Consider the following 23,851-nt stretch of genomic DNA (forward strand, 5'->3'; position numbering starts at 1 on the left):
GAGGTCGAGGAGTGGCTCCGCTCCCTCTGAGCCGCGGATCGTTCCGTGTCACAAATCGATACGCAGGAATAGATCACGGGGGACCGTGTTGTCCTACGCGGGCAACGGCGCCCGCCACCTCTATTCCCGTGAACCGCAAGGAGCACAACCATGGGCGCTGCCACGCTCGATCAGTCCGCCACCACCGATCACCCGATCCTCGATGTCCTCGTCGAGCGCTGGAGCCCCCGCGCCTACGACGCGGCGGTCGCGATCGACGAGCAGAAGCTGAACAGCTCGCTCGAGGCCGCCCGCTGGTCGCCCTCCGCGATGAACGTGCAGCCCTGGCGCTTCATCGTCGCCCGCCGCGGCACCGCCACCCACGCCGCCGTCGTCGACACCCTGATGGGCTTCAACCAGGCGTGGGCGCCCAACGCGTCGGCCCTGATCGTGGCGATCGCCGAGGCCAAGAACGAGGCGGGCGACGAGCAGCCGTGGGCCTTCTACGACCTCGGCCAGGCGATGGCTCACTTCAGCGTGCAGGCGCACGCCGAGGGACTCCACGTGCACCAGATGGCCGGCTTCGACAAGGAGGCCATCTCGGCGCACTTCGGCCTCGACGAGCGCTTCGTGCCCTTCACCATCACCGCCGTCGGCGACTTCGGCGACCACAACGAGCTGCCCGAGGGTCTGCGCGAGCGCGAGACCGCGCCGCGCACGCGCCGTCCGATCGCCGAGTCGCTCGTCGCCAACGACTGACCGATCCGCATCGCGAAGCGGGCCCGGGGAAGTGATCCCGCGGGCCCGCTTCGTCGTCTCCCGCCGATGTCCGTCTCACGAGGGAGGCCGGTGGTGCGGGTGTTCCGTAGCGTGGGGGGCATGGCGCTCCTCGCGCGCGACCCGCGCACGCTCGTGACCTCGCCCGCCGCCGATCCGGCGCCGCGGGCACGCCCGAACGCGCGCGAGCGGCGCACCGACCTCGTGCTCGCGGTCGCGCTGTTCGCCGCGGCCGTGCTGAGCGTGGCCCTGTCGACCGTCTCGCAGCTGTTCACCTTCCGCGACGACTCCGGCGCCTGGCCCCTGGTCTTCGCGGGCCTCACTACGCTTCCGCTCGCCCTGCGCCGGCGCTTCCCGATCGCCGTGGCGGTCGTGGTCGCGGGTTCGTACTTCGTGGGCGCCACGCTCGAATCGGCCGAGCTGTACGTCAGCCAGGTGACCATGTTCGTGGCGTTCTACACGGTCGGCGCGTGGTCGGAGGACCGCCGCCGGGCCGCCTGGGGTCGGGCGCTCATCATCCTCGGCATGTTCGTCTGGATGCTGATCTCGACGTACCTCGGCGCCGTCGATCCGTCCGAGCACATGCCGGACACCGCAGGCGCGTTCTCTCCGTACGTCGCCTACATGCTGATCATCTGGCTCATCAACGTGGCGTACTTCGGGGGCGCGTACTACCTCGGCGAGCGCGCCTACGCGGCCGCCCGCGACCGGGAGACGCTGCGGCGCCGCACACACGAGCTCGTGGAGGAGCGGGAGACGTCCTCGGCCCAGGCGGTGATGCTCGACCGGGTGCGTATCGCGCGCGAGCTGCACGACGTCGTGGCGCATCACGTGTCGGCGATGGGCGTGCAGGCGGGGGCCGCGCGCACCGTGCTCGACCGCGATCCGGAGGCCGCCCGCGGCATCCTGCAGGCCGTCGAGGGCTCGGCGCGGTCGGCGCTCGACGAGCTGCACCTGCTGCTCGACACGCTGCGCTCGCCCGAGCACGCCGCGGACGAGGTGGCCTCGACGCTGCGGCTCGAGGGCCTCGCCGCACTCGCCCAGGAGGCCTCCGCGACGGGCACGCCCACCCGGTTCACGGTCGTGGGCGAGCCGGCGGATGTGCCCGAGACGGTGCACGTGAACCTCTACCGGATCGCCCAGGAGGCGCTGACGAACACCCGGCGCCACGCGGGGCCGGATGTCACGGCCGAGCTCCGCCTGCGATACACCGCCGACGCGGTCGAGCTCGAGGTGACCGACACCGGGCGCCCGGGCCGGAGCACCCGCCCCGGGCTGGGGCTGCTCGGCATGCGCGAGCGGGCGATCGCGTCCGGCGGATCGCTCGAGTACGGCCCGCGGGATCGCGGCGGGTTCCTCGTGCGGGTGCGGGTGCCGATCCGGGTGGCCGGATGACACCGCGCGTTCTCGTGGTCGACGACCACGCCACGATGCGTCTGGGGTTCCGCACGATCCTCGAGGCATCGGGCATCCCGGTCGTCGGGGAGGCCGCCACCGGCACCGCCGCCGTCGCGCAGGCCGCCGCGCTGCGCCCGGACGTGATCCTCATGGACGTGCAGATGCCCGACATGGACGGGATCGAGGCCAGCCGGCTGATCCTGCGCGGCGACCGGCCGCCGCGGATCCTGATCGTGACGACCTTCGATCGCGACGACTACCTGTTCGCGGCGCTGGATGCCGGGGCCAGTGGCTTCCTGCTGAAGAACGCGGGGCCGGAGGAGCTGGTCGCGGCCGTGCACGTGGTCGCGTCCGGCGATGCGCTGCTGGCGCCCGAGGTGACGCGGCGGGTCATCGAGCGGCACGCGCCGGCGACGCAGGCCGAGGTCGCCGCCGCGGCAGTCCCTGTGGCGGTACCGCTGACCGACCGCGAGCGCGAGGTGCTGCGGCTGCTCGCCGAGGCGCTCAGCAACGCCGAGATCGCCGGGCGCCTGCACATCGGCGAGGCGACCGTGAAGACCCACGTCTCGAACGTGCTGCAGAAGCTCGGCGCGCGGGACCGCGTCGCCGCGGTGGTCTACGCCCACCGTCACGGCCTCGCCTGACCCGCGCCCTCGCCCGCCGCGCAGGGGACCAGCCCCGGGAACGGACCGCCCCGCGGGGGAGGAGAAGATCCGCCCCGCGGGGGATCCGCCCGGATCGGGCGCTCCCTAGCGTGAGAGGCATGAAAAAGAGAGAACGCGGATGCTGACACTCAGCGGGATCGTGAAGAGCTACGGCGAGCGCCGGGTGCTCGACGACGTGTCGTTCGACGTCGTCCCCGGCCGACTGACGGGCTTCGTCGGCGGCAACGGCGCTGGCAAGACCACCACGATGCGGATCATCCTCGGGCTGCTCGCGGTCGACGGCGGTCAGGTGACGCTGGGCGGTGCGCCCCTCACGCCGGCCGTCCGCCGCGGTTTCGGGTACATGCCCGAGGAGCGCGGGCTGTACCCGAAGATGCGGGTGCTCGAGCACATCGTCTACCTCGCCCGCCTGCACGGGTTCTCGCGTGAGGACGCGACGACTCGCGCCACCGCGATCCTGGAGCGACTCGGGCTGGGGGAGCGCCTCGACGACAACATCGAGGCGCTGTCGCTCGGCAACCAGCAGCGCGCCCAGATCGCGGCCGCGCTGGTGCACGACCCCGAGGTGCTCATCCTCGACGAGCCGTTCTCGGGCCTGGACCCCCTGGCCGTCGACGTGGTCGCCGGGGTGCTGCAGGAGCGCGCCGCGGCGGGGGTCTCGGTGCTCTTCTCGTCGCACCAGCTCGATGTCGTCGAGCGGCTGTGCGACGACCTCGTGATCATCGCGGGCGGCGCGATCCGGGCCCGCGGGTCGCGGGACGAGCTGCGCGCGCAGCACGCCACCCGCCGCTTCGAGCTGCTCTCCTCCGCCGACGCCGGATGGCTGCGCGACGAGGAGGGTGTGGAGGTCGTCGCCTTCGACGGCGGCTACGCCGTGTTCGATGCGGCCGACGAGGCCGTGGCCCAGCGCGTGCTGCGATCGGCCCTGGAGCGCGGCGACGTCGCCTCCTTCTCCCCCCAGCGGCCCTCGCTCGCCGAGATCTTCAAGGCGGTGATCGTATGAGCGCCCCCGTCCGGACCGAGGCGAAGGCCCCGACGCGCCCCGAGGCGACGCTGACCTCCCTGCAGGGTGTGTGGCTGGTGGCCGAGCGCGAGATCGGCGGCAAGCTGCGCAGCCGCTCGTTCCAGATCTCGACCGCGATCCTGCTGCTCCTCGCCCTCGCGGGCGTGCTCTGGAGCGGGTTCCAGGCCGGCGGGAACGAGCCCACCGCGATCGCGGCGACCGCCGACGCGCGGGCCGATCTCCCGGGATCCGCCGACGTCGAGATCACCGAGGTCGCCGACCGCGCCGAGGCCGAGGCGCTGCTGCGCGACGGCACCGTGGATGCGGCCGTGCTCTCGGATCCCGATTCGCCCGTGGGTGTGCTGATCCTCGCCGAATCGGAGGCCCCGGATTCGCTCGTCGCGCTGCTGTCGGTGGCGCCGTCGGTGGAGCTGCTCGACCCCGACAGCGCCTCCGAGGCGCCCATGCGCTACCTGCTGGGTATGATCTTCGGCGTGGTGTTCATGATGGCCGCCATCAGCTTCGGCTCGCCGATCACGATGAGCGTCATCGAGGAGAAGCAGACGCGCGTGGTGGAGATCCTGATCTCGGCCATCCCGGCCCGGGTGCTGCTGGCGGGCAAGGTGCTGGGCAACGCGGTGCTGGCGATCGGTCAGATCCTGCTGCTGATCACCGTGTCGGTCATCGGCCTGGTCGTCACCGGCCAGACCGAGGTGCTGCAGGGTCTCGGGGCGCCGATCGTCTGGTTCGCGGTGTTCTTCCTGTTCGGGTTCCTGCTGCTGGCGGCGATGTTCGCGGCGGCCGGATCGCTCGTCTCGCGCCAGGAGGACGCCGGTCCGACGCTGTCGCCGGTGATGTGGCTGACGATGATCCCGTACTTCCTGGTGCTGTTCGTGGGCGACAACCCCGTCGCGATGGCGATCATGTCGTACGTGCCGTTCTCGGCGCCGGTCGCGATGCCGATCCGCCTGTTCTTCGGCGATGCCGCGTGGTGGGAGCCCCTGCTGTCGCTGGCGATCATGCTGGCGTCGTGCCTCGTGGTGATCGTGCTGGGCGCGAAGATCTACGAGAACTCGCTGCTGCGGATGGGCGCGCGGGTGAAGCTCGGCGACGCCCTGCGCGGCTGACGCGATCACGAGAGACGGGCCCGGGGGAGCGATCCCCCGGGCCCGTCTCGGCGTCGGCGGCCTACGACTCGCTCCCGACCTCCGCGAGCAGCTCGGGCCAGCGGCGATCCAGCACCTGGCCGCCCCACCGGATGCCCCCCCAGACGGCGAGGCCGCCGAGGCCCAGCCCGCAGGCGAGGCTGACCCAGCCGAGCGCCGGGTTCCACAGCGCGGCGATGGCGAAGCCGAACGCGGGGCCCCCGACGATCAGGGTCATCGGGGCCATGACCAGCAGCGCGACGAGCGACTGCACCCCGCCGGACGAGCCGCGACCGAGCGGGTTCGCCTCGGGCGCCGGAGCGCGGCCCGGCAGCCACGCGCCGACGAGCGCTCCGGCACCGGCCGAGGCGAGCCCGAGGCCCAGCGACGAGCCGAGCGCGGCGGGGAGCAGCTGCCACGCACCGGCGAGCGCGCAGGCACCGATGCTCAGCACGATCACGGTGGGCACGGCGATGATGCCGAGGCCCAGCACCCGGCCCGCGCGGTCGTCCGCGCCCCGCACCCCGGCGAACACGTGCAGGGCGACCGCGTCGTTGTCGTAGGCGACGTCGAGCTGCAGGATCGTCGCGATCATGAGCGCGCCGATCGAGGGCGCGAGGACGATCCCGTCCCCGAGCACGCCGAGCTCGACGTCCGTGGAGCCGAGCAGGGCGGGCGCGATCACGAGCACCGGCAAGATCACCAGCATCAGCGTGTTGAGGATGTGCCGCGGGTCGCGACGCCGGTACCGCAGCGACCGTGCGGCGATCGCCCCGACGGGCGTCGCGGGCAGCAGCCGGTCGAGTGTCGCACCGCCCCGGATCCGCCCGCCCCCGCGATTGAGGATGGGGGACACCAGACGCGCGGCGAGCATCGCGCGGGCGGCGAGCCACAGCGCCCCCGTCGTCGCCAGCGCGATCGCCAGCTGGGCGGCGGCGATGCCCCACTGACCCGACGCGACCGCCGCGGGCACCCCGAAGGCGGCGCCGACCGGTGTCCATGCCAGCACCCGAGTGATGCCGCCGAAGGCGGCGAGCGGGTCGTCGAGCGACGCGATCGCCTGCAGGCCCGCGCTGAGGACCAGGCCCGAGCTCGACAGCAGCAGCACCGCGACGATGGCCACGAGGTCGCGGGTGCGCCGCCCCGCGAGCCAGCTCGCCAGCAGCCCTGCCACAACCCGCGCGCCCAGCACGCACACCGCGAAGGCGACCGGGATCATCAGCACCGCCGCGACGAGCGCGAGGGGCGACGCCGACCACGCGATCAGCATCAGCAGCAGCGCGATCACCGTGCCGATGCCGCCGATCCCGAGCGCGCTGGCGGCGACGAGCCCGGGCAGCAGGGCGCCGGCCCGGACGGGGAGCAGCGCGAACCGCTCGGGCGCCAGCAGCTCGTCCGAGCTCGTCAGGATCGCGCCGATCCACCACCCGAGGGTGAGGATCGATCCGGCGATCACCATCACCGCTCCCGCGGCCTCCGGCGCGAAGGCGCGCAGGGCGAGGACGCCCGAGGCCAGCAGTCCCAGAAGCCCCAGCGCCATCAGCCCGAAGATGACGAGCGAGACGATCATCCACGGGTTGCGGACCAGCTGGTGGCCGAGCTGCCGCCACCGCAGCCCTACGAGGAGCGCAACCATGCCAGCGTCTCCGCTCCGAGGTCGTGGCGGCCGACGAGGCTCAGGAACCGCTGCTGCAGCGACTCGCCCGCGCGCACCTCGTCGAGGGTGCCGTGGGCGAGCAGGCGCCCCTCGGCCACGATCGCGACCCGGTCGCACAGCGATTCGACGAGCTCCATGACGTGGCTCGACATCACCACGGTGCCGCCGCCCGCGACGAAGGCGCGCAGGATCTGCCGGATCGTGTCGCCGGAGACCGGGTCGACGGCCTCGAGCGGCTCGTCGAGCAGCAGCAGACGCGGGGCGTGGATCAGCGCACACGCGAGGCCGATCTTCTTCCGCATACCCGCCGAGTAGTCGACGACGAGGGTGGTGCCGGCCTCGGCCAGGCCCAGCGCCTCGAGCAGCTCGCCGGAGCGGTCGACCACATCCTTCTCGGCCATCCCGTGCAGCAGGCCGGTGTAGCGCAGCAGCTCGGCGCCGGTGAGGCGGTCGAACAGGCGCACGCCGTCGGGCAGCACGCCCATCCGGCCCTTCGCCGTCGCCGGATCCTGCCAGACGTCCGCCCCGAGCACGTAGGCCGTGCCGGACGTCGGTCGCAGCACACCGGTCGCCATCGACAGGGTCGTGGTCTTGCCGGCGCCGTTGGGGCCCAGCAGCCCGAGCATGGAGCCGGCCGGAACGTCGAGCGACAGGTTGTTGACCGCGACCTTGCCGGAGGGGAACACCTTCGTGAGGTTCCGCAGGGCGAAGACGGGTGGGGCGCCGGTTGCTTCCATACTCAGCACGCTAGGGGAGGTCCGCGGCGAGCGCGACGATCCGGCGGGTCGGGCAGGCGGCGACCTGGCGAGTCCGGCCGTGAGGTCGCCAGAATGGAGGCGATCCCCCGTCTTCCAGCCCAGGAGAGTCATGCCCCGCGCCGAGCAGATCACCCCGTCCGTCACCTATCACGGCGAGGGAGCGGTGTGGCATGAGGGCCTCGGCGGCCTGCGTTGGGTCGACATGCTCGAGGGCGACGTCCTCGCGCTCGACGAGGCGAGCGGGTCGGTGTCGCGCCTGCACGTCGACTCGCCCGTCGCGGCGGTCGTCCGCCCGCGCACGGCCGGCGGCTTCGTCGTCGCGCTCGAGAAGGCGATCGCCGCCTACGACGCCCACGGCGCACGCGAGTGGGTCACGCCGCAGCTGTGGGACGAGGCCATCCGCTTCAACGAGGGCGGCGTCGACCCGCGCGGCCGCCTGCTCGTGGGCCAGATGGCCTACGACGCGGCCGAGGGTGTCTCGTCGATGTTCCGCCTCAACCCCGACCGCTCGGTCGAGAAGCTCTTCGGCGGGCTCACGGTCTCGAACGGCCTCGGCTTCACCGCCGACGGCGCTCTCGCCTACTACGCGGACAGCCACACGGGCCGGATCGACGTCTTCGACGTCTCCGACGACGGCGAGCTGCGCGACCGCCGGCCGTTCGCGACGATCCCCGAGGGCGCGGGGAGCCCCGACGGCCTGGCGGTCGACGCCGAGGGCGGTGTGTGGTCGGCGCTGTACAACGGGCACGCCGTCCACCGGTACGACGCCTCGGGCCGGCTCAGCGAGGTCGTGGAGATCGGCGCGGCGCGCGTCACGTCGTGTGCGCTGACGCCGGGCGGCACGCTGTACGTCACCACGTCGCGCGAGGGCCTCGAGCCCCACGAGGAGCTGCCGGCCGGCGCCCTCTTCCGCGCCGAGGTCGGCGTGGCCGGGGTGCCGATCCGCACCGTCGACGTCTGAGCCCGCCGCGGCGGGGTCACTCGTCGGCGGTCACGACCCGGTTCTGATAGGCCCACACGACCGCCTGCAGCCGGGATCGCACCCCGAGCTTCGGCAGGAGCCGGGCGATGTGCGACTTGACGGTGGCGATCTCGACGACGAGCGCCGCGGCGATGTCCTCGTTGGACATCCCCTGCGCCAGCAGCAGCAGGATCTCGCGCTCCCGCGCGGTGAGCAGATCCAGGCCCTTGCCCGCGCTCACCGGCCGCAGCTGCCTGCGCTGCACGTACTCGTCGACGATCCGGCGCGTGAGGGTGCGGTCGAGGGTGCCGTGCCCCTCGGCGATGCTGCGGATCGCGCGGGTGATCTCGCTCGGTTCGGAGTCCTTCAGCAGGAACCCGGCGACACCGACCTCGAGCGCGCGGAAGACGTACTCGTCGATGTCGAACGTGGTGAGGATCAGCACCGGCACGGGTGACGACGCCTGCGGTCCGGTGATCCGCTCGGCGACCTGGAGACCGCTCAGCCCCGGCATGCGGATGTCCAGGCAGGCGACATCCGGCGCCAGCTCGTCGGCCATCCGCAGCGCCTCGTCGCCGTCGGCGGCCACCCCGACGACCTCGATGTCCGCTTCCGCGCCGAGAAGCGCCGCCAGCCCCGCGCGCACCAGGGGCTGGTCGTCGGCCAGCAGCACCCGGATCACGAGGCCCGCTCCCCGGAGTCGGCGGAGCGGGGGATGTCCATCCGGACCTCCCAGACGCCGGCGACGGGGCCCGCCGTCAGGCGCCCGCCGACGAGCTCGGCGCGTTCGCTCATGCCTCGCACGCCGAACCCGCCCCCGTCGGTCACGTCGGTGGTCACGTCGTTGCGCACAACGAGCCGCAGCAGCGCCTCGTCGGTGTCATCGACCAGCACCTCGGCCGCCGCCCCGGGCGCATGGCGGCGCACGTTCGTGAGCGACTCCTGCACCATCCGGTACGCCGCCAGCTGGCCGAGCGGAGAGATCCCCTCGCCCAGTGCGCGCCCCGCGCCGGTGCGCACCTCGAGCCGGACCGTCGCGCCGGCGGCGCGGGCGGCGTCCGCGAGCTCGCCGAGGGTCGCGAGGGTCTTCACCGCGTCGTCCTCGGCGCCCGCCTGCCGCAGGAGACCCACGAGGCTCCGGAGGTCGTCGAGCACGGCCCTGCTCTGGGCGCGGATCTGCGCGACGCCGGCCCGCGCCGCGGCGGGGTCCGGACCGATCTGCGCCTCGACCGCCGAGGCCATCACGGCGATCCCCGACAGGTGGTGGGCGGCGATGTCGTGCAGCTCGCGCGCCATGGCCGCGCGCTCGAGCGCGATGGCCTGCCCGACCCGTGCGTCCTGTTCGCGGGCGAGCGCCCGCACCGTCTGGTCCTGGGCCTCGCGGGCGGCGCGCTGCGCGGCGATCGCGGCGGCCGGCAGCAGCGGCAGGCCCACAACGACGACAGCCTGGCCGAGGGCGGTGACGCCCATCACCCAGAGGTCGGTGCGGCCCTCCGCGGAGGTGTTCGCGAACTGAGCCGCGGCGACCAGGACGGCGGCGCCCGTCGCCCCGCCGGCGAGGCGGCGCAGCGGGGTGCGCAGGGCCGCGCGGAAAGCCAGCACGATCACCGGGACGGCGCTCACCGTGAACAGGGCGCCGGGCGCCGCCAGGGCCAGCAGGAGGCACAGCGCCGCGCACAGCACCAGGGCGTCGGCGCGGGTCCGGGAGCGCCACAGCGGCAGCGCCGATTGGGCGATGATCACGAGCACCGTCGCGGCGACGGCGACCGCGGCGGGGGTCTGCGGGCGTGCCGACAGCGGCTCGTCGACCAGCGCGAGGAGGATCGCCAGCAGCCCGAGGGCGAGCGCGGCGGTGGCCGCCGCGCTCAGGAGGGAGTCGCGCCCCGCCGATGCCATCCCTTGAGGGTATTGCCCGGCATCGACGGCGCGCGACGTCCGCGCGATCTCACGCGCCATCGACCGGCGCCGTGTACCCGAGGCGCCCCCGCGTGCCGAGCACGATGGCCGCGGCGGCGACCACGGCGGCCGTGGCCAGGGCGATGATCGCCCGGTCGTCGCCCAGCCCCGGGAACAGCTCGATCCAGAGCACGGAGGCGAACGTGTTGACTCCGACGTGCGTGAGCATCGAGAGCGGCAGGCTCTGGCCCGTGCGGTTGAACACCCACGACATCACGATGTTGAACGCGATGCAGAAGACCGTGAACGCCACCGGACGCGCCCACGACGCCTCCGGATAGCCGCCCCACGCGGTGAGGAACAGCGGGAAGTGCCACATCGCCCACAGCGGGCCGAGGATGAACGCGGCACGCAGCGGGGTGAAGCGCTGCTGCAGGCGGGGCAGAGCGAAGTCGCGCCAGCCGGGCTCCTCGGCGAGGCCCGTGGTGACGAACTGGAACAGGAGCATCGGCACGAATGCGGCGAGCGCGGCGGCCGAGGGGGCCTCGATCCGACCGCCCGCGAACAGCAGCCCGATGAGGATCATGCTCAGGGGCACCCCGAGCAGCGCCATCGCGTACCAGCGCGGCGCAGCTCGCCACTTCCACAGCCGCGCGGCCCAGGCCCGCAGGCCCGCGCGTCCGTCGACGAGCGCGGTCACGGCGAACGCGGCGGTCACGGGCCCGAGGTAGGCGCCGGGGAGCACACCGAGCAGCTGGCTGCTGCCGAGAAGGGCGGGAAAGGCGAAGGGCAGCACGCCGAGGCCGTCGAGCGAGAGCACGTAGGGCACCCAGGCCACCCAGCTGAGCAGGTTGGCGAGGGCGAAGAAGGAGACGAGCGGATGCCTCCGGATCGCCCCGCGCAGACCGCGGGTGCGCGCGAGGGTGGGGTCGGGGGCGGGTGAGAGGTTCCGGGGGAGGACGGGTGTGGTTGCCATGCCCTCACGGTAGGAACGCGGCCCCGCCCGCCTCGACGGCCATCGGATCGCACTCGCGGGATTCATCCCGAAGGTGCAGACGCCGCGCCGACGCGCGTCGCCCCCGCCGGCGCCGGCCTACTGCTCCGGGTCGGGGGTGACGCTGGTCACGACCAGCTGCGCCCCGTCGGCCGACACGTCCACCCGCACGGTGTCGCCGTCGCGCACGCCGCCCGACAGGATCCCGAGCGCCAGGCGATCCTGGATCTCCTGCTGGATGAGGCGACGCAGCGGGCGGGCGCCGTAGATCGGGTCGTAGCCGCGCTCGGCCAGCCACGCCCGCGCGTCGGGCGTGACCGCGAGCGTGAGGCGGCGGTCCGACAGCCGGCGCTGCAGCAGGTCGACCTGCAGCTCGACGATCTGGGCGAGGTCGTCCTGCGACAGCGCCTGGAACATCACGATGTCGTCGAGGCGGTTCACGAACTCGGGCTTGAACGCCTGGCGGACGAGCTGCATCACCTGATCGCGCCGGCTGTCGGACGACAGCGTCGGGTCGATCAGGATCGGCGAGCCGAGGTTCGACGTCAGGATCAGGATGACGTTCTTGAAGTCGACCGTGCGGCCCTGGCCGTCGGTGAGGCGCCCGTCGTCCATGACCTGCAGCAGCACGTCGAACACCTCGGGGTGGGCCTTCTCGACCTCGTCGAGCAGCACGACGCTGTACGGGCGCCGGCGCACGGCCTCGGTGAGCTGGCCGCCCTGCTCGTAGCCGACGTAGCCGGGAGGGGCGCCGACGAGGCGCGAGACCGAGTGCTTCTCGCCGTACTCCGACATGTCGATGCGCACCATGGCGTGCTCGTCGTCGAAGAGGAACTCGGCGAGGGCCTTCGCCAGCTCGGTCTTGCCGACGCCGGTGGGGCCGAGGAACAGGAAGGATCCGGTGGGACGGTTCGGGTCGCTGATGCCCGCGCGGGAGCGGCGGACCGCGTCGGAGACGGCCTTGACCGCGTCCTTCTGGCCGATGAGGCGGCGTCCCAGCTCGTTCTCGAGGTGCAGCAGCTTGTCGGTCTCGCCCTGCAGGAGCCGCCCGACGGGGATGCCCGTCCAGGCCGCGATCACGGCGGCGATGTCGTCGTCGGTGACCTGCTCGTTGACCATGCGGGGCTCGTCGGAGGCGCTGTCGGCCTGCGACTCGGCCTCGGCGAGCTGCGCCTCGAGCTGCGCGATCGTCTCGTACTGCAGCTTCGACGCCTTGGCGTAGTCGGCGTCGCGCATGGCGCGGTCGCGCTCGGTGACCGCCTCGTCGAGCCGCTTCTTCAGGTCGCCGACGCGGTTGAGGCCGCCGCGCTCGCGGGCCCAGCGGTCCTCGAGTGCCCGCAGCTCGGCCTCGGATGCCGCCATCTGCTCGCGGAGCTTCGCGAGGCGGTCCTTCGAGGCGTCGTCCTTCTCCTTCTTGAGGGCGAGCTCCTCGAGGCGCATGCGGTCGACCTGCCGCTTGAGCTGGTCGATCTCGACGGGGGAGGAGTCGATCTCCATCTTGAGGCGGCTCATGGCCTCGTCGATGAGGTCGATGGCCTTGTCCGGCAGCTGGCGGCTGGGGATGTACCGGTTGGACAGCGCGGCGGAGGCCACAAGCGCGCTGTCGGTGATGGTGACCCCGTGGTGGGCCTCGTAGCGGCCCTTGAGACCGCGCAAGATCGCCACGGTGTCCTCGACCGAGGGCTCACCCACGTACACCTGCTGGAAGCGGCGCTCGAGTGCGGCGTCCTTCTCGATGAACTCGCGGTACTCGTTGAGCGTGGTGGCGCCGATGAGGCGCAGCTCGCCGCGGGCGAGCATCGGCTTGAGCATGTTGGACGCCGCGACCGACCCCTCGCCGCCGCCCGCGCCCATCAGCACGTGCAGCTCGTCGATGAAGGTGATGACCTCGCCCTCGGACTCGGTGATCTCCTTGAGGACGTTCTTCAGGCGCTCCTCGAACTGACCGCGGTACATGGCGCCGGCGACCAGCGCCGACATGTCGAGGCTGATCAGGCGCTTGTCCTTGAGACTCTCGGCCACGTCGCCGGCGACGATGCGCTGCGCGAGGCCCTCGACGACCGCGGTCTTTCCCACGCCCGGCTCTCCGATGAGCACCGGGTTGTTCTTGGTCCGGCGGGTGAGCACCTGGCTGACGCGCCGGATCTCGCTGTCCCGCCCGATGACGGGGTCGAGCTTGCCCGCGCGGGCGCGTTCGGTCAGGTCGATGCCGAACTGCTCGAGAGCGCTCTGCTGCTCCTGCTGCTGCTGGTCTGCCATGGGCCTTTCCTTTCCGAACCACGAACTTGAGCCGATCCGACTCAAGTTTACCGGATGGCGCGGGCCGGCGAAAGCCCCGCCCGTCCCCCCGAAGTACCTACAGACGGAGGCACCCCCGGCAGGCCAAGCTGGAGGGATGGACGCGACGCGAGCCCCTGCCGCCGCGCCCGCACACCCCGTGCCGCACCGGACGGGGCTCGCGGTCGCCGGCACCGTGGTGACCGTTCTGGCGCTCGTCTCGGCCGCCGTCGCGGTGCTCGGCTTCCTGCTGGTGCTCTTCGTGCTCGCGACGGGGCTCGCGCAGGTGTGGGGCCTCTACGGCCTCGCCACGGCCGTGATCGCCGGGCCCGTCGCGCTGGTCCTGGGCGCGGGGGCGACGATCCTGCGCGGCGACCGCCAGCTCGTGACGGCCGCGCTCGTCGGCGGGCTCGCCGCCCCGGCGGGGGTCGCGCTGCTGATGTGGACGCAGGGCTGACACCCACCCCTTTCGGACCGCCGGGCGCCTGATCCGCTGCCCCGGTCATACTTTCTGGTGCCGCGGGGGCATGACGCCGGCCTATGACCCACGGCGCACCCGAAGAAGCCCGACAACGAAAGAGCCGATCAGAGACGGTTTCTCGTGCATCCCTCTGCCCATAGGGGTACGGCCATATCCCCGGTGCAACAGAGAGCAACCTGGCGCCCGCCCTCCGCCGGGCGTTCCTAACGTGAAAGCGATCCACCCGGATCCCCGCCACTCACGTCAGGAACCCGCATGTCGCTTCCCGTCCCGTTCTCGTTCGAGCTGTACCCGGCGCGCACCGAGGCCGGCATCGACATGGTCGCCGGCACGGCATCGGCGCTGGCAGCCACCGGCCCGGCGTTCATCTCTGTGACCTACGGCGCGGCCGGATCGTCGAACGACCGCTCGCTCGGCCTGCTCGGGCACCTGCAGCGCGAGGGCGCCCGCACCGTCGCGCACCTCACCTCGGTCGGGCAGAGCCGCGCGCAGCTCATCGAGCGGGCCGAGACCTTCCTCGCCGCAGGCGTCCGCGAGTTCCTCGCGCTGCGCGGCGACATCCCCGCCTCCGGCGACCACGGCGAGCTCGACGGCCCCGTGCCGCTCATCGGCCTGCTGCACGAGGTCGCGGCACGGAAGGGCGTGATGATCCGCGTGGGTGTCGCCGCCTACCCGCAGGGCCACGGCCGCACGGGCGACGTCGCCGGCGATGTGCGGGCGCTGCGGGCCAAGCAGGCCGCCGGAGCCGCCTATGCGATCACGCAGGTCGTGTTCGACGCCTCCGCCTATGCCTCGTACGTCGCCGCGGCCCGCGCCGCGGGGGTGACGATCCCGATCATCCCGGGCCTGATGCCCGTGAGCACGTCGCAGAAGCTCGAGCGCGTCGCCGAGCTGACCGGCGTCGACGCCCCCGCCGACCTGGTCGCGGCGCTCGTGGCCGCGGCCGACGCCGATGAGCGCCAGCGCGAGGCCATCCGCCGCACGGCCCGGCTCTCGCGCGAGCTGATCGACGCGGGCGCCCCCTCCCTCCACCTCTACGCCTTCAACCGCCACGAGACGGTCCTCGCCGTCCTCGACGAGCTGGCCCACGCCGTCCTCGTCTGAGCCCCGACTTCCTCCACCCCTCCGTCTTCCGTCAAGGAGCCCCGAAATGACCGCATTCCCCACCGGCACCGTGCTCGGCTACCCCCGCCTCGGCCCGAACCGCGAGCTCAAGAAGGCCCTCGAGGCCTACTGGTCCGGATCCCTCTCGGCCGACGGCCTCGAGGACGCCGCCCGCGCGCTGCGATCGCGCACCCGCACGCACCTGAGCGCGCTGGGCCTCGCCGCCGGCGACTCGTCCATCCCCGAGGCCTCGTCGTTCTACGACCAGGTGCTCGACGCGGTCGTCGCCACCGGCGCCGTTCCCACGCGCTTCGAGTCGGTGCTCGACGCCGAGGGCCGGGTGACGCTGGACGGCTACTTCACGCTCGCCCGCGGCGACGAGCGCCACCCCGCGCTGGAGATGACGAAGTGGTTCGACACGAACTACCACTACCTCGTGCCCGAGCTCGGCCCCGACCACTCGTTCCGCGCCGACGCCTCGCGCCTCGTCGCCCACGTCCTCGAGGCCCGCGCCGAGGGCTTCGTCACCCGGCCCGTGCTGGTCGGCCCGGTGACGCTGCTCGCCCTGGCCAAGCCCGCGGGCGACGCGCCCGCGGGGTTCCAGCCGCTCGCGCTGCTGCCGGCGCTGCTGCCCGTGTACACGGAGCTGCTCGAGGCGCTGCGCGACGCCGGAGCCGAGTGGGTGCAGCTCGACGAGCCGGCCCTCGTCTCGGAGTCGCTCGACGCCTCGCCGGCGGAGCTCGCCGACGCCGCCGCCTACGCCTACACCGCGCTCGGCTCGGCCGCATCGCGCCCCCGCATCGTGGTGACGACCCCGTACGGCACCCCCTCGGCCGCGGCGTGGACGGCGCTGGCCGCCGCTCCCCTCGAGGCGCTCGCCATCGATCTGGTGCGCGGCACGCTGCCCGCCGCGGCGCCGGGCCTCGCCGGAAAGACGCTCGTCGCCGGAGTCATCGACGGCCGCAACGTCTGGCGTGGCGACCTGGCCGGCGCCTTCGACACCCTCGACGCCGCGGAGGCGCTGGGCGCCGCCCGCGTGACGGTCGGGACGTCGACCTCGCTGCAGCACCTCCCGCACACCGTCGCCGCCGAGACGCAGCTGGACCGCCGCCTGGTGTCGTGGCTGGCCTTCGCCGACGAGCGCGTCGCCCAGGTGGCGACCCTGGCGCGGGGCCGCGAGGAGGGCCGCGCGGCCATCGCCGACGAGCTCGATGCGGCCGCCGCCGCCCTCGCCGACCGCGCCTCCGCCGAGGGCGTGCGCGTCGACGCCGTGCGCCAGCGTGCGGCGTCGCTCACCGCGGCCGACCTCACGCGCCTCCCCGCGGCTGAGCGCGCCGCGATCCAGGACGAGCGGCTGGGGCTGCCGGTGCTGCCCACCACCACCATCGGATCCTTCCCGCAGACTCCCGAGCTGCGCGTCGCCCGCGCCCAGCACGCCCGCGGCGAGGCGACCACCGAGGCGTACGAGGAGACCCTGCGCCTGGAGATCGCGCGCGTGATCGGCCTGCAGGAGGAGATCGGCCTGGACGTGCTGGTGCACGGCGAGCCCGAGCGCAACGACATGGTGCAGTACTTCGCCGAGCACCTCGACGGCTTCGCGGTCACCCGCAACGGCTGGGTGCAGTCGTACGGCTCGCGCGCCACCCGCCCGTCGCTGCTGTGGGGAGACGTCTCGCGGCCGGCTCCGATCACGGTGCGCTGGGCCGAGTTCGCCCAGTCGCTGAGCGAGAAGCACGTCAAGGGCATGCTGACCGGACCGGTGACGATCCTCGCCTGGTCGTTCGTCCGCGACGACCAGCCGCTCGGCGACACCGCGCGCCAGGTCGCCCTCGCCCTGCGCGACGAGATCGCCGACCTCGAGGCCGCCGGCATCGCGATCGTCCAGGTCGACGAGCCCGCGCTGCGCGAGCTGCTGCCCCTCACCCGCGCCGCGCAGCCGGACTACCTGACCTGGTCGGTCGACTCCTTCCGTCTCGCGACGGCCGGAGCCCGCCCCGAGACGCAGATCCACACCCACCTCTGCTACTCGGAGTTCGGCGTGGTGCTCGACGCGATCCGCGGCCTGGACGCGGATGTGACCTCGATCGAGGCCGCCCGCAGCCGCGGTGAGGTCATCGACGAGCTCGCCGCCGCCGGCTTCGACCGCGGTATCGGCCCGGGCGCGTACGACATCCACTCGCCCCGTGTGCCGTCGGTCGACGAGGTGGCCGAGCTGCTCGCGCACGCCGCCGACCGCCTGCCGCTGCGACAGGTCTGGGTGAACCCCGACTGCGGCCTCAAGACCCGCGCCTACCCCGAGACGATCGCCGCGCTCACGAACCTCGTCGAGGCCACCGCCCGCGTCCGCCAGGGCGCGGAGGCGCTCGTCACCGCCTGACACCCCGCGGCCCGTCCGCTCCCCGCCGGCGCCTCTCGCTCACAGCGAGGGGCGCCGGCCTCGTTCCGGCCCGGCCCCCGCGGTGCCGCCGCGTCGCGCCACCCCGCCGCGGCCGCCCCGTCGCGCACGTCGCGCCCGCCGAGCCCTCCTCGTTCCCGCTCGCTCCCCCCCTCGTTCGTTGAGCGAGCGAAGCGAGTCGAAACGGCCCTCACTCCCCACGGCCCCGGCGCCCCGGCGCGGAGCCCGCGCGACCCGCCCCGCCTACCCCCGGAAGGCCGCGTGGCCGGTGAGGCGCTGGCCGAGGATGAGCGTGTGCACCTCGTCCGTGCCCTCGTAGGTGCGCACCGACTCGAGGTTGTTCGCGTGCCGCAGCGGCGAGTAGTCCAGCGTGATGCCGTTGCCGCCGAGCACGGTGCGGGCCTGCCGGGCGATGTCGATCGCGATCCGGGTGTTGTTGAGCTTGGCGACCGAGATCATGTGGTGCTCGAGCGTGCCGGCGTCCTTCAGGCGCCCGAGGCGCAGCGCCACGAGCTGGGCCTTCACGATCTCGAGCGCCATGTTCACGAGCTTCTCCTGCGTGAGCTGGTACGCCGCGAGGGGCTTGTCGAACTGCATGCGCTGCTGGGAATACGCCAGCGCGGCGTCGAAGCTGTCCCGCGCGGCGCCGACGGCGCCCCACGCGATGCCGTACCGCGCCTCGTTCAGGCACGAGAACGGTCCGCTCAGGCCGCGGGCGCCGGGCAGCATCGCCGAGCGGGGCAGGCGCACGTCGGTCAGCGTGATGTCGCACTGGATCGACGCGCGCATCGACAGCTTCTGGGCGATGGGGGTCGCGACGAAACCGGGGGTGTCCGTGGGGACGACGAAGCCGCGCACCCCCTCATCGGTCATGGCCCAGATCACGGCGACCTGCGCGATGGAGGCCAGGCCGATCCAGCGCTTCGCACCGTCGATCACCCACTCGTCCCCGTCGAGGACGGCGCGGGTCTGCATGCTCGAGGGGTCGGATCCGGCCGTCGGCTCGGTCAGGCCGAAGCAGCCCACCGCCTCTCCCGCCGCCATCCGCGGCAGCCAGTGGCTCTTCTGCTCCTCGGATCCGTGCTTGGCGATGGCCGACATCGCCAGCGACCCCTGCACCGAGACGAAGGTGCGGATGCCGGAATCGCCGGCCTCGAGCTCCTGCATGGCGAGGCCGTACTCGACAGCCGAGCGGCCCGCGCACCCGTAGCCCTTCAGGTGCATTCCGAGCAGGCCGAGCTGTGCCATCTCGGGGATGATCTCGACGGGGAAACGGGCCTCGTCGTACCACTCGGCGATGTTCGGGCGGATCCGGCGGTCGACGAACTCGCGGACGCGGTCGCGGGTCTCGAGTTCGGAGGCGGAGAGCTCGGCGGCGATGTCGAGCAGGTCGCTGGGGTCGGTCATGATGTGAGTCTGCATGATGGAACTGTCGATTCCGAGAGCGACGGCAAGGGAGCCTGCGGATGATCGAGGACACGAAGTCGGGACCGCTCGCGGGCGTGGTGGTCGCGGACCTCAGCAGGGTGCTCGCGGGGCCGTACTGCACGATGATGCTCGCCGACCTCGGGGCGACGGTGATCAAGGTCGAGAGCCGGCAGGGCGACGAGACGCGGACGTGGGTGCCGCCCGAGCGCGACGGCGAGGGCACCTACTACCTCGCGGTCAACCGCGGGAAGCACTCGATCGCTCTCGACTTCGCGGACCCGGACGATCGCGCGCTGCTCGGCCGCATCGTCGAGCGCGCCGACGTGGTGGTCGAGAACTTCAAGCCCGGGGGCCTGGCCCGCTTCGGGCTGGACTACGAGACCCTGAGCGCCCAGAACCCGGCGCTGGTCTACGCGTCGATCACCGGCTTCGGATCCCGCGGGGGCGCGGATCTGCCGGGCTACGACCTGCTTGCCCAGGCGGTGAGCGGGATGATGACCATCACCGGATCGGCGGACGGCGGCCCGACAAAGGTGGGCGTCGCGATCTTCGACGTCATCGCGGGGCTTCATGCCGTCACGGGCATACTGGCGGCGCTGCGCACCCGCGACGCCACGGGACGCGGCGACCGCATCGAGGTGAACCTGCTGTCGTCGGCGCTGTCGGGCCTGGTGAATCAGGCGTCGGCGTACGTGGCGGGCGGCGTCGAGCCGCAGCGTATGGGCAACGCGCACCCGTCGCTGTACCCGTACGAGCCGTTCCCGGCGCGTGACCGCGACATCGTGATCGCCGTGGGCAACGACGCCCAGTTCGCGCGCCTGGCCGCCGTCGTGGGCCTGCCCGCGGACGAGCGCTTCGCGACGATGCGCGGCCGCAATCTCGCCCGCGGCGACCTGCGCGCGGCCCTGATCGAGCGCCTGGCCGTCCGCGATGCCGACGAGTGGTTCGCGCTTCTGCGGGAGGCCGGGGTGCCGGCCGCGCCGATCCTGGGCGTGGGCGGGGGAGTCGAGCTCGCCGCCGAGCTCGGCCTCGAGCCCGTGGTGCTCGCGGGCGACGTGCCGACGATCCGCAACCCGATCGGCTTCGCCCATGCCCGCGCCGACGCCCCGTCCGCGCCGCCCGCGCTCGATGGCGACCGCGATGCCGTGAGGGAGTGGCTGGACCGGGGCTGAGGCGGCTCACGCGGCCGCCGGGGCCTCCGCGGGGCAGGCGAAGCGCGCGCGGTATGCCGTGGGCGTGAGGCCCAGCACACGCGAGAAGTTCTGGCGCAGCACGGCCGCCGAGCCGAACCCGCACTCCTCGGCGATCCGGTCGAGGCCCCACTGCGACTGCTCGAGCAGCCGCTGGGCGTGGACGATGCGCTGGCGCGCAAGCCACGCGGCCGGGGTGGTGCCGTAGTCGGCCTTGAAGCGACGGGCGAAGGTGCGGGGCGACATGTGCGCGCGCTGCGCGAGCAGCTCGATCGTGAGGTCGCGGTCGAGGTTCTCGAGGGCCCAGTCGGCGACCGGCGCGAGCGAGAGCCCCGAGTGGTCCGGCATCGGCTTCACGATGAACTGCGCCTGGCCGCCGTCACGCAGCGGCGGCACGACCATGCGCCGGGCGATGATGTTGGCGGCCTCGGCGCCGAGCTCCTGGCGCAGCAGGTGCAGGCACGCGTCGAGCCCGGCCGCCGTGCCGGCGCTGGTGATGATCTTGCCGTCCTGCACGTAGAGCACGTCGGGATCGACGTCGATGGCCGGGTGCATCCGCATCATGGTGTCCGAGTACATCCAGTGGGTGGTGGCGCGGCGGCCGTCGAGCACGCCCGCCGCCGCGACGGCGAAGGCCCCGCTGCACACGCTCAGCACCCACGCGTCGCGCTCGACCGCGTGCCGGATCACCGCGCTGACGCGCTCGTCGACGTCCGTCCACGTCTCGCGCGGGATGGGGGCCACCACCACGAGGTCGGCCTCGTAGGCGAACGAGAGGTCGTTCTCGACGTTGAGCGAGAAGCCGAGCTTCGTGGTGACGACGCCCGGGTCCGGGGTCACGACGCGGAAGTCGAAGTTCTGGATGCCGTCGTTCGAGCGGTCGAGGCCGAACGCCTCGCAGGCGACCCCGAACTCGAACGGCGCGAAGCCGTGCTGGACGATGCAGGCGACGGTCTTCATGGATCCTCCGTTGGCAGGTTTCCTACGCGATGTGTCGATCCTGCCACTGGTGGCCGGATCCGCACAATCGCAGGATGACTGCCATGGTGATTCTGATCGTGGTGGCGGTGATGTCGGCGTGGGGCCTGGGCGCGACGGTGTGGGCGATCCGGGGCGACGCGTACCGCCGGGTGCCCACGCGCGCGCCGGCGAGTGGCCCGGCCGGCGGGGCGAACGCGCGGTGAGGGCGCGCCCCGGTCAGGCTCGGGCGACGCGCCGGTAGACCTCGACCATCGCGGCGGTGCGCGAAGACTGCCGGAACTTGGCCGGCATCTCCGGGTCCGGCACGGGCGCGGCACACGCGGCGATGTCGGCGGCCGCCCTGCGCAGCGCCGCGGCGAGCGCGGCGACGCGTGCGGGCTCGTCGTCCGCGGGGGCGACGGCCCAGACCCCGGCGCCGACCTCAGCCGCGATGTCGGGGTCGCTGATCACGGCGGGAGTACCGAGCGAGGCCGCCTCGAACGGGGTCATGCCCTGCGTCTCGAAGCCGATGGAGGTCTGCACCAGGGCATCGGCCGCGGCGATGCGGCGCAGGGTCTCGTCGTAGGCGAGCTTTCCGGCGAAGCGCACGGGCAGCCCGTGGCGGGCCACGAGGCGCTGCGCGGCGGCGAGCTGCGCGCCGCCGCCGATGACCTCGACCTCGCACTCGACGCCCGCCTCGGCCAGCGCCGAGAGGAACGGCAGCAGGCGCTTCTCGGGGCTCATGCGCCCGAGCCACACGAACCGGGGCGCCCCCGCCGCGCGCGCGGCCGGGGCCGAGGCGCGCACCCGATCCAGGATCTCGTCGTCGATGCCGTTCCAGACGACATCCACCGAGCGGAACACGGCATGCCCCTCGAGCCTCCGGGCGAAGTGACCGGACGGCGCGGTGACGGCCCGCGCGCCCAGGGCGAGGCCGCGCAGGTACGCCCAGCCGTCGACTCCGGTCGCGAGGCCCCCGATCCGGCCCCGCAGGGCCAGGCGCCGCCAGCCGTTCAGCACCCGCAGCACAAGGCCCGGGAACGGCGCGGTGGCCTCGATGCCCACGTCGACCCTGTTGTGCATGGTGTGCACCACCGGCAGGTCGTGCCGCGCGGCGAAGCGGTACCCCAGGAACGCGCCCCAGAAGTCGGCCTGCACGTGCACGACGTCGACCGGGGGGCGCCCCGCGAGCCCGACGTCGATCACCCGGTCGGCGCGACGCCCCGGCCACGTGAACGAGTACTCGCGGTCGGGCGTGATCGGGATCGACGGCAGGTCGAGGTAGGCAGGATCATCCGGGTTCACCCGGGCCCGGGCGCCGTGACGCCGCGGGGCGACGATCGTGACCGTGTGCCCGGCGCGCTCGAGGAACCGGCGCTGCAGACGGGTCGACACCTGGGCGCCGCCGAGCGACTCGACGTGCTGATCCGCGAAGATCACGACGTGCATGACGGATCCGATCCGGTCTACGCGGGCAGCGCATCCCCGCGGTAGAGCGCCTCGAACGTGTCGAGCGTGCGGTTGATGTCGTGCACCAGCACGCCGTCCAGCGAGGCCTGCTGCATGCGCAGGCGCTCCTCGGGCGCGGCGGTGAGCACCGTCGTGAGCTTGGCGGCGAGGTCGTCGACGTCGCCCGGCTCGAACAGGTAGCCGTTCTCGCCGTCGTGCACGAGGTGCGGCAGGGCGACGGCGTTCGCGGCGACGATCGGCAGGCCCGAGGCCATGGCCTCCATGGTCGCGATCGACTGCAGCTCGGCGATCGACGCGATCGCGAAGACGCTGCCGGCGGTCAGCGTGGCGCGCAGGTGCTCGTCGGTCGAGCGGCCGTGGAACACCACCCGATCGGCCACGCCGAGCTCGGCGGCCAGCTGCTGCAGCGCGTGCTCCTGGTCGCCCTGGCCGACGAGGTCGAGCTTCGCGTCGAGGGCGGGATCGACCTGTGCGAGGGCGCGCAGGATCACGTCGACCTGCTTCTCGGTCGTCATGCGCCCCACGAAGACGATGCGGTTGTCGCTGCGCGGCGTCAGATCGGCCGTGTAGTGGGTGCGATCGATGCCGCAGCTCACGGGGATCACGCCGGAGATGTGGATCGACTTCTCGAGGAAGTCCGCGGCGCGGCGGGTCGGGGTCGTCACCGCCGCCGCCATGCGGAAGGTGCGCTTGGCGTCGTCCCAGGCGAGCTTGACGAGGATCCGGTTGGCCCAGTCGGGCAGCGTCGTGTGGTCGAGGATGTTCTCGGGCATCACGTGGTTGGTCGCGACGACGCGGATGCCGCGCTTGCGGGCCTCGCGCGTCAGGCCGCGGCCGATGACGATGTGCGACTGGCTGTGCACGACGTCGGGCTTCACCCGGTCGAGCACGCGGCGGGCGTGGTGCTTCGAGCGCCACGGCCAGACGAAGCGGATCCACTCGTGCCACCACAGCTTCTGCGAGGGCAGGCGGTGCACGGTCATCGGCTGACCCTCCACCGTCTCGGTGCGGGCGGGCTCATCGGCGAAACGCGTGTTGGGGCACGTGACGTGCACCTCGTGGCCGCGCTCCACCAGGCCCGCGGCGAGGCGCTCGGCGAAGCGGGCGGCGCCGTTGATGTCGGGCGCGAACGTGTCGGCGCCGATGAGGACGCGCAGAGGGCGGCGCCCGTCGGCGGTCTCGGGCGTATGGGCAGAGGAAGAGTCGGTCACGTTCGGCCTCGCAGTGCTGTTCGTGGCGGCACCGTCGACCCGCCGTGATGCGGCGCGGGAGACGGGAAGTCGGAGATCAGAGCCTATCCGACGGCCCCTCGA

At 73.0% G+C, this 23,851-nt stretch carries 21 protein-coding genes; 11 read left to right on the top strand and 10 right to left on the bottom strand.

Going from position 1 to position 23,851, the window contains the following annotated elements; all coding sequences use genetic code 11:
- The first annotated feature begins 150 nt into the window (after positions 1 to 150).
- From ACOKGD_RS14790 to ACOKGD_RS14810, 5 genes are all read left to right on the top strand, one after another.
- Positions 151 to 738, top strand: coding sequence for a nitroreductase family protein (locus tag ACOKGD_RS14790; protein ID WP_342335869.1), 588 nt, complete (start codon positions 151 to 153; stop codon positions 736 to 738).
- Positions 739 to 858: 120 nt separating this feature from the next.
- On the top strand, positions 859 to 2,151 hold the full coding sequence (locus tag ACOKGD_RS14795; RefSeq protein WP_342335870.1) for a sensor histidine kinase: 1,293 nt from the start codon (positions 859 to 861) through the stop codon (positions 2,149 to 2,151).
- Entirely contained in the window at positions 2,148 to 2,798 is a 651-nt protein-coding gene (locus ACOKGD_RS14800) for a response regulator transcription factor (RefSeq protein ID WP_342335872.1), read from the top strand. Before ACOKGD_RS14795 ends, ACOKGD_RS14800 begins: the two co-directional genes overlap by 4 nt.
- Before the next feature lie 139 nt (positions 2,799 to 2,937).
- Entirely contained in the window at positions 2,938 to 3,822 is an 885-nt protein-coding gene (locus ACOKGD_RS14805; protein WP_342335873.1) for an ABC transporter ATP-binding protein, read from the top strand.
- Positions 3,819 to 4,949 carry an ABC transporter permease gene (locus tag ACOKGD_RS14810; RefSeq protein WP_342335875.1) on the top strand — a complete coding sequence of 377 codons (1,131 nt, stop codon included), beginning with the start codon at positions 3,819 to 3,821 and terminating at the stop codon, positions 4,947 to 4,949. Before ACOKGD_RS14805 ends, ACOKGD_RS14810 begins: the two co-directional genes overlap by 4 nt.
- Positions 4,950 to 5,010: 61 nt before the next feature.
- On the opposite strand, the gene ACOKGD_RS14815 is transcribed toward ACOKGD_RS14810, so the two are convergent.
- Together ACOKGD_RS14815 and ACOKGD_RS14820 are read right to left on the bottom strand one after the other, a co-directional pair.
- On the bottom strand, positions 5,011 to 6,603 hold the full coding sequence (locus ACOKGD_RS14815; protein WP_342335877.1) for a hypothetical protein: 1,593 nt from the start codon (positions 6,601 to 6,603) through the stop codon (positions 5,011 to 5,013).
- Positions 6,585 to 7,361 (bottom strand): ABC transporter ATP-binding protein, encoded by a 777-nt coding sequence (locus ACOKGD_RS14820; protein WP_342335878.1) that lies wholly within the window; start codon positions 7,359 to 7,361, stop codon positions 6,585 to 6,587. The genes ACOKGD_RS14815 and ACOKGD_RS14820 overlap by 19 nt, the downstream gene beginning before the upstream one ends.
- 130 nt (positions 7,362 to 7,491) lie before the next feature.
- Here ACOKGD_RS14820 and ACOKGD_RS14825 point away from each other — a divergent pair, with 130 nt between their 5' ends.
- Positions 7,492 to 8,343: an SMP-30/gluconolactonase/LRE family protein gene (locus tag ACOKGD_RS14825; protein ID WP_342335879.1), complete on the top strand. Its 852-nt coding sequence runs from the start codon at positions 7,492 to 7,494 to the stop codon at positions 8,341 to 8,343.
- A gap of 16 nt (positions 8,344 to 8,359) precedes the next feature.
- Here ACOKGD_RS14825 and ACOKGD_RS14830 read toward each other — a convergent pair whose 3' ends face one another.
- The 4 genes from ACOKGD_RS14830 to ACOKGD_RS14845 form a co-directional block, all read right to left on the bottom strand.
- The gene (locus ACOKGD_RS14830; protein ID WP_342335880.1) at positions 8,360 to 9,025 is read right to left on the bottom strand and encodes a response regulator transcription factor; all 666 of its coding nucleotides are present in this window, start codon (positions 9,023 to 9,025) and stop codon (positions 8,360 to 8,362) included.
- Positions 9,022 to 10,239 (bottom strand): sensor histidine kinase, encoded by a 1,218-nt coding sequence (locus ACOKGD_RS14835; protein ID WP_342335881.1) that lies wholly within the window; start codon positions 10,237 to 10,239, stop codon positions 9,022 to 9,024. Before ACOKGD_RS14835 ends, ACOKGD_RS14830 begins: the two co-directional genes overlap by 4 nt.
- Positions 10,240 to 10,288: 49 nt before the next feature.
- The gene (locus tag ACOKGD_RS14840; protein WP_342335882.1) at positions 10,289 to 11,215 is read right to left on the bottom strand and encodes a type II CAAX endopeptidase family protein; all 927 of its coding nucleotides are present in this window, start codon (positions 11,213 to 11,215) and stop codon (positions 10,289 to 10,291) included.
- Positions 11,216 to 11,332: 117 nt separating this feature from the next.
- Entirely contained in the window at positions 11,333 to 13,492 is a 2,160-nt protein-coding gene (locus ACOKGD_RS14845) for an ATP-dependent Clp protease ATP-binding subunit (protein WP_342335883.1), read from the bottom strand.
- Positions 13,493 to 13,628: 136 nt separating this feature from the next.
- On the opposite strand from ACOKGD_RS14845, the gene ACOKGD_RS14850 reads away from it, so the two are divergent.
- The 3 genes from ACOKGD_RS14850 (at position 13,629) to metE (ending at position 17,472) form a co-directional block, all read left to right on the top strand.
- On the top strand, positions 13,629 to 13,967 hold the full coding sequence (locus tag ACOKGD_RS14850) for a hypothetical protein (protein ID WP_342335884.1): 339 nt from the start codon (positions 13,629 to 13,631) through the stop codon (positions 13,965 to 13,967).
- 279 nt (positions 13,968 to 14,246) lie between these two features.
- Positions 14,247 to 15,095: a methylenetetrahydrofolate reductase gene (locus ACOKGD_RS14855; protein ID WP_342335885.1), complete on the top strand. Its 849-nt coding sequence runs from the start codon at positions 14,247 to 14,249 to the stop codon at positions 15,093 to 15,095.
- 46 nt (positions 15,096 to 15,141) lie between these two features.
- Positions 15,142 to 17,472 (top strand): 5-methyltetrahydropteroyltriglutamate--homocysteine S-methyltransferase, encoded by a 2,331-nt coding sequence (gene metE / locus ACOKGD_RS14860; protein ID WP_342335887.1) that lies wholly within the window; start codon positions 15,142 to 15,144, stop codon positions 17,470 to 17,472.
- A 261-nt stretch (positions 17,473 to 17,733) separates the two neighbouring features.
- Here the strand turns inward: metE and ACOKGD_RS14865 are convergent, their stop codons facing one another.
- On the bottom strand, positions 17,734 to 18,897 hold the full coding sequence (locus ACOKGD_RS14865; protein ID WP_342335888.1) for an acyl-CoA dehydrogenase family protein: 1,164 nt from the start codon (positions 18,895 to 18,897) through the stop codon (positions 17,734 to 17,736).
- A 59-nt stretch (positions 18,898 to 18,956) separates the two neighbouring features.
- Between ACOKGD_RS14865 and ACOKGD_RS14870 the strand changes: the two genes are divergently transcribed.
- Entirely contained in the window at positions 18,957 to 20,090 is a 1,134-nt protein-coding gene (locus tag ACOKGD_RS14870; RefSeq protein WP_342335890.1) for a CaiB/BaiF CoA transferase family protein, read from the top strand.
- A 6-nt stretch (positions 20,091 to 20,096) separates the two neighbouring features.
- On the opposite strand, the gene ACOKGD_RS14875 is transcribed toward ACOKGD_RS14870, so the two are convergent.
- Positions 20,097 to 21,068, bottom strand: coding sequence for a GlxA family transcriptional regulator (locus ACOKGD_RS14875; RefSeq protein WP_342335892.1), 972 nt, complete (start codon positions 21,066 to 21,068; stop codon positions 20,097 to 20,099).
- A gap of 74 nt (positions 21,069 to 21,142) precedes the next feature.
- Here ACOKGD_RS14875 and ACOKGD_RS14880 point away from each other — a divergent pair, with 74 nt between their 5' ends.
- Positions 21,143 to 21,292: a hypothetical protein gene (locus ACOKGD_RS14880; protein ID WP_342335894.1), complete on the top strand. Its 150-nt coding sequence runs from the start codon at positions 21,143 to 21,145 to the stop codon at positions 21,290 to 21,292.
- Between the two features lie 13 nt (positions 21,293 to 21,305).
- On the opposite strand, the gene ACOKGD_RS14885 is transcribed toward ACOKGD_RS14880, so the two are convergent.
- Together ACOKGD_RS14885 and ACOKGD_RS14890 are read right to left on the bottom strand one after the other, a co-directional pair.
- Positions 21,306 to 22,517: a glycosyltransferase gene (locus ACOKGD_RS14885; protein ID WP_342335896.1), complete on the bottom strand. Its 1,212-nt coding sequence runs from the start codon at positions 22,515 to 22,517 to the stop codon at positions 21,306 to 21,308.
- Positions 22,518 to 22,534: 17 nt separating this feature from the next.
- Entirely contained in the window at positions 22,535 to 23,749 is a 1,215-nt protein-coding gene (locus ACOKGD_RS14890; RefSeq protein WP_342335897.1) for a glycosyltransferase, read from the bottom strand.
- Between the last annotated feature and the right edge of the window lie 102 nt (positions 23,750 to 23,851).

This window comes from Microbacterium phosphatis (genome assembly GCF_049177115.1).
Lineage (GTDB): Bacteria > Actinomycetota > Actinomycetes > Actinomycetales > Microbacteriaceae > Microbacterium > Microbacterium phosphatis.

Excerpts from the sequence above, each read along its gene's own strand:
- ACOKGD_RS14790 (WP_342335869.1), top strand. The coding sequence starts at position 151 with ATGGGCGCTGCCACGCTCGATCAGTCCGCCACCACCGATCACCCGATC.
- ACOKGD_RS14795 (WP_342335870.1), top strand. The coding sequence starts at position 859 with ATGGCGCTCCTCGCGCGCGACCCGCGCACGCTCGTGACCTCGCCCGCC.
- ACOKGD_RS14800 (WP_342335872.1), top strand. The coding sequence starts at position 2,148 with ATGACACCGCGCGTTCTCGTGGTCGACGACCACGCCACGATGCGTCTG.
- ACOKGD_RS14805 (WP_342335873.1), top strand. The coding sequence starts at position 2,938 with ATGCTGACACTCAGCGGGATCGTGAAGAGCTACGGCGAGCGCCGGGTG.
- ACOKGD_RS14810 (WP_342335875.1), top strand. The coding sequence starts at position 3,819 with ATGAGCGCCCCCGTCCGGACCGAGGCGAAGGCCCCGACGCGCCCCGAG.
- ACOKGD_RS14815 (WP_342335877.1), bottom strand. The coding sequence starts at position 6,603 with ATGGTTGCGCTCCTCGTAGGGCTGCGGTGGCGGCAGCTCGGCCACCAG.
- ACOKGD_RS14820 (WP_342335878.1), bottom strand. The coding sequence starts at position 7,361 with ATGGAAGCAACCGGCGCCCCACCCGTCTTCGCCCTGCGGAACCTCACG.
- ACOKGD_RS14825 (WP_342335879.1), top strand. The coding sequence starts at position 7,492 with ATGCCCCGCGCCGAGCAGATCACCCCGTCCGTCACCTATCACGGCGAG.
- ACOKGD_RS14835 (WP_342335881.1), bottom strand. The coding sequence starts at position 10,239 with ATGGCATCGGCGGGGCGCGACTCCCTCCTGAGCGCGGCGGCCACCGCC.
- ACOKGD_RS14840 (WP_342335882.1), bottom strand. The coding sequence starts at position 11,215 with ATGGCAACCACACCCGTCCTCCCCCGGAACCTCTCACCCGCCCCCGAC.
- ACOKGD_RS14845 (WP_342335883.1), bottom strand. The coding sequence starts at position 13,492 with ATGGCAGACCAGCAGCAGCAGGAGCAGCAGAGCGCTCTCGAGCAGTTC.
- ACOKGD_RS14850 (WP_342335884.1), top strand. The coding sequence starts at position 13,629 with ATGGACGCGACGCGAGCCCCTGCCGCCGCGCCCGCACACCCCGTGCCG.
- ACOKGD_RS14855 (WP_342335885.1), top strand. The coding sequence starts at position 14,247 with ATGTCGCTTCCCGTCCCGTTCTCGTTCGAGCTGTACCCGGCGCGCACC.
- metE (WP_342335887.1), top strand. The coding sequence starts at position 15,142 with ATGACCGCATTCCCCACCGGCACCGTGCTCGGCTACCCCCGCCTCGGC.
- ACOKGD_RS14865 (WP_342335888.1), bottom strand. The coding sequence starts at position 18,897 with ATGACCGACCCCAGCGACCTGCTCGACATCGCCGCCGAGCTCTCCGCC.
- ACOKGD_RS14870 (WP_342335890.1), top strand. The coding sequence starts at position 18,957 with ATGATCGAGGACACGAAGTCGGGACCGCTCGCGGGCGTGGTGGTCGCG.
- ACOKGD_RS14875 (WP_342335892.1), bottom strand. The coding sequence starts at position 21,068 with ATGAAGACCGTCGCCTGCATCGTCCAGCACGGCTTCGCGCCGTTCGAG.
- ACOKGD_RS14880 (WP_342335894.1), top strand. The coding sequence starts at position 21,143 with ATGACTGCCATGGTGATTCTGATCGTGGTGGCGGTGATGTCGGCGTGG.
- ACOKGD_RS14885 (WP_342335896.1), bottom strand. The coding sequence starts at position 22,517 with ATGCACGTCGTGATCTTCGCGGATCAGCACGTCGAGTCGCTCGGCGGC.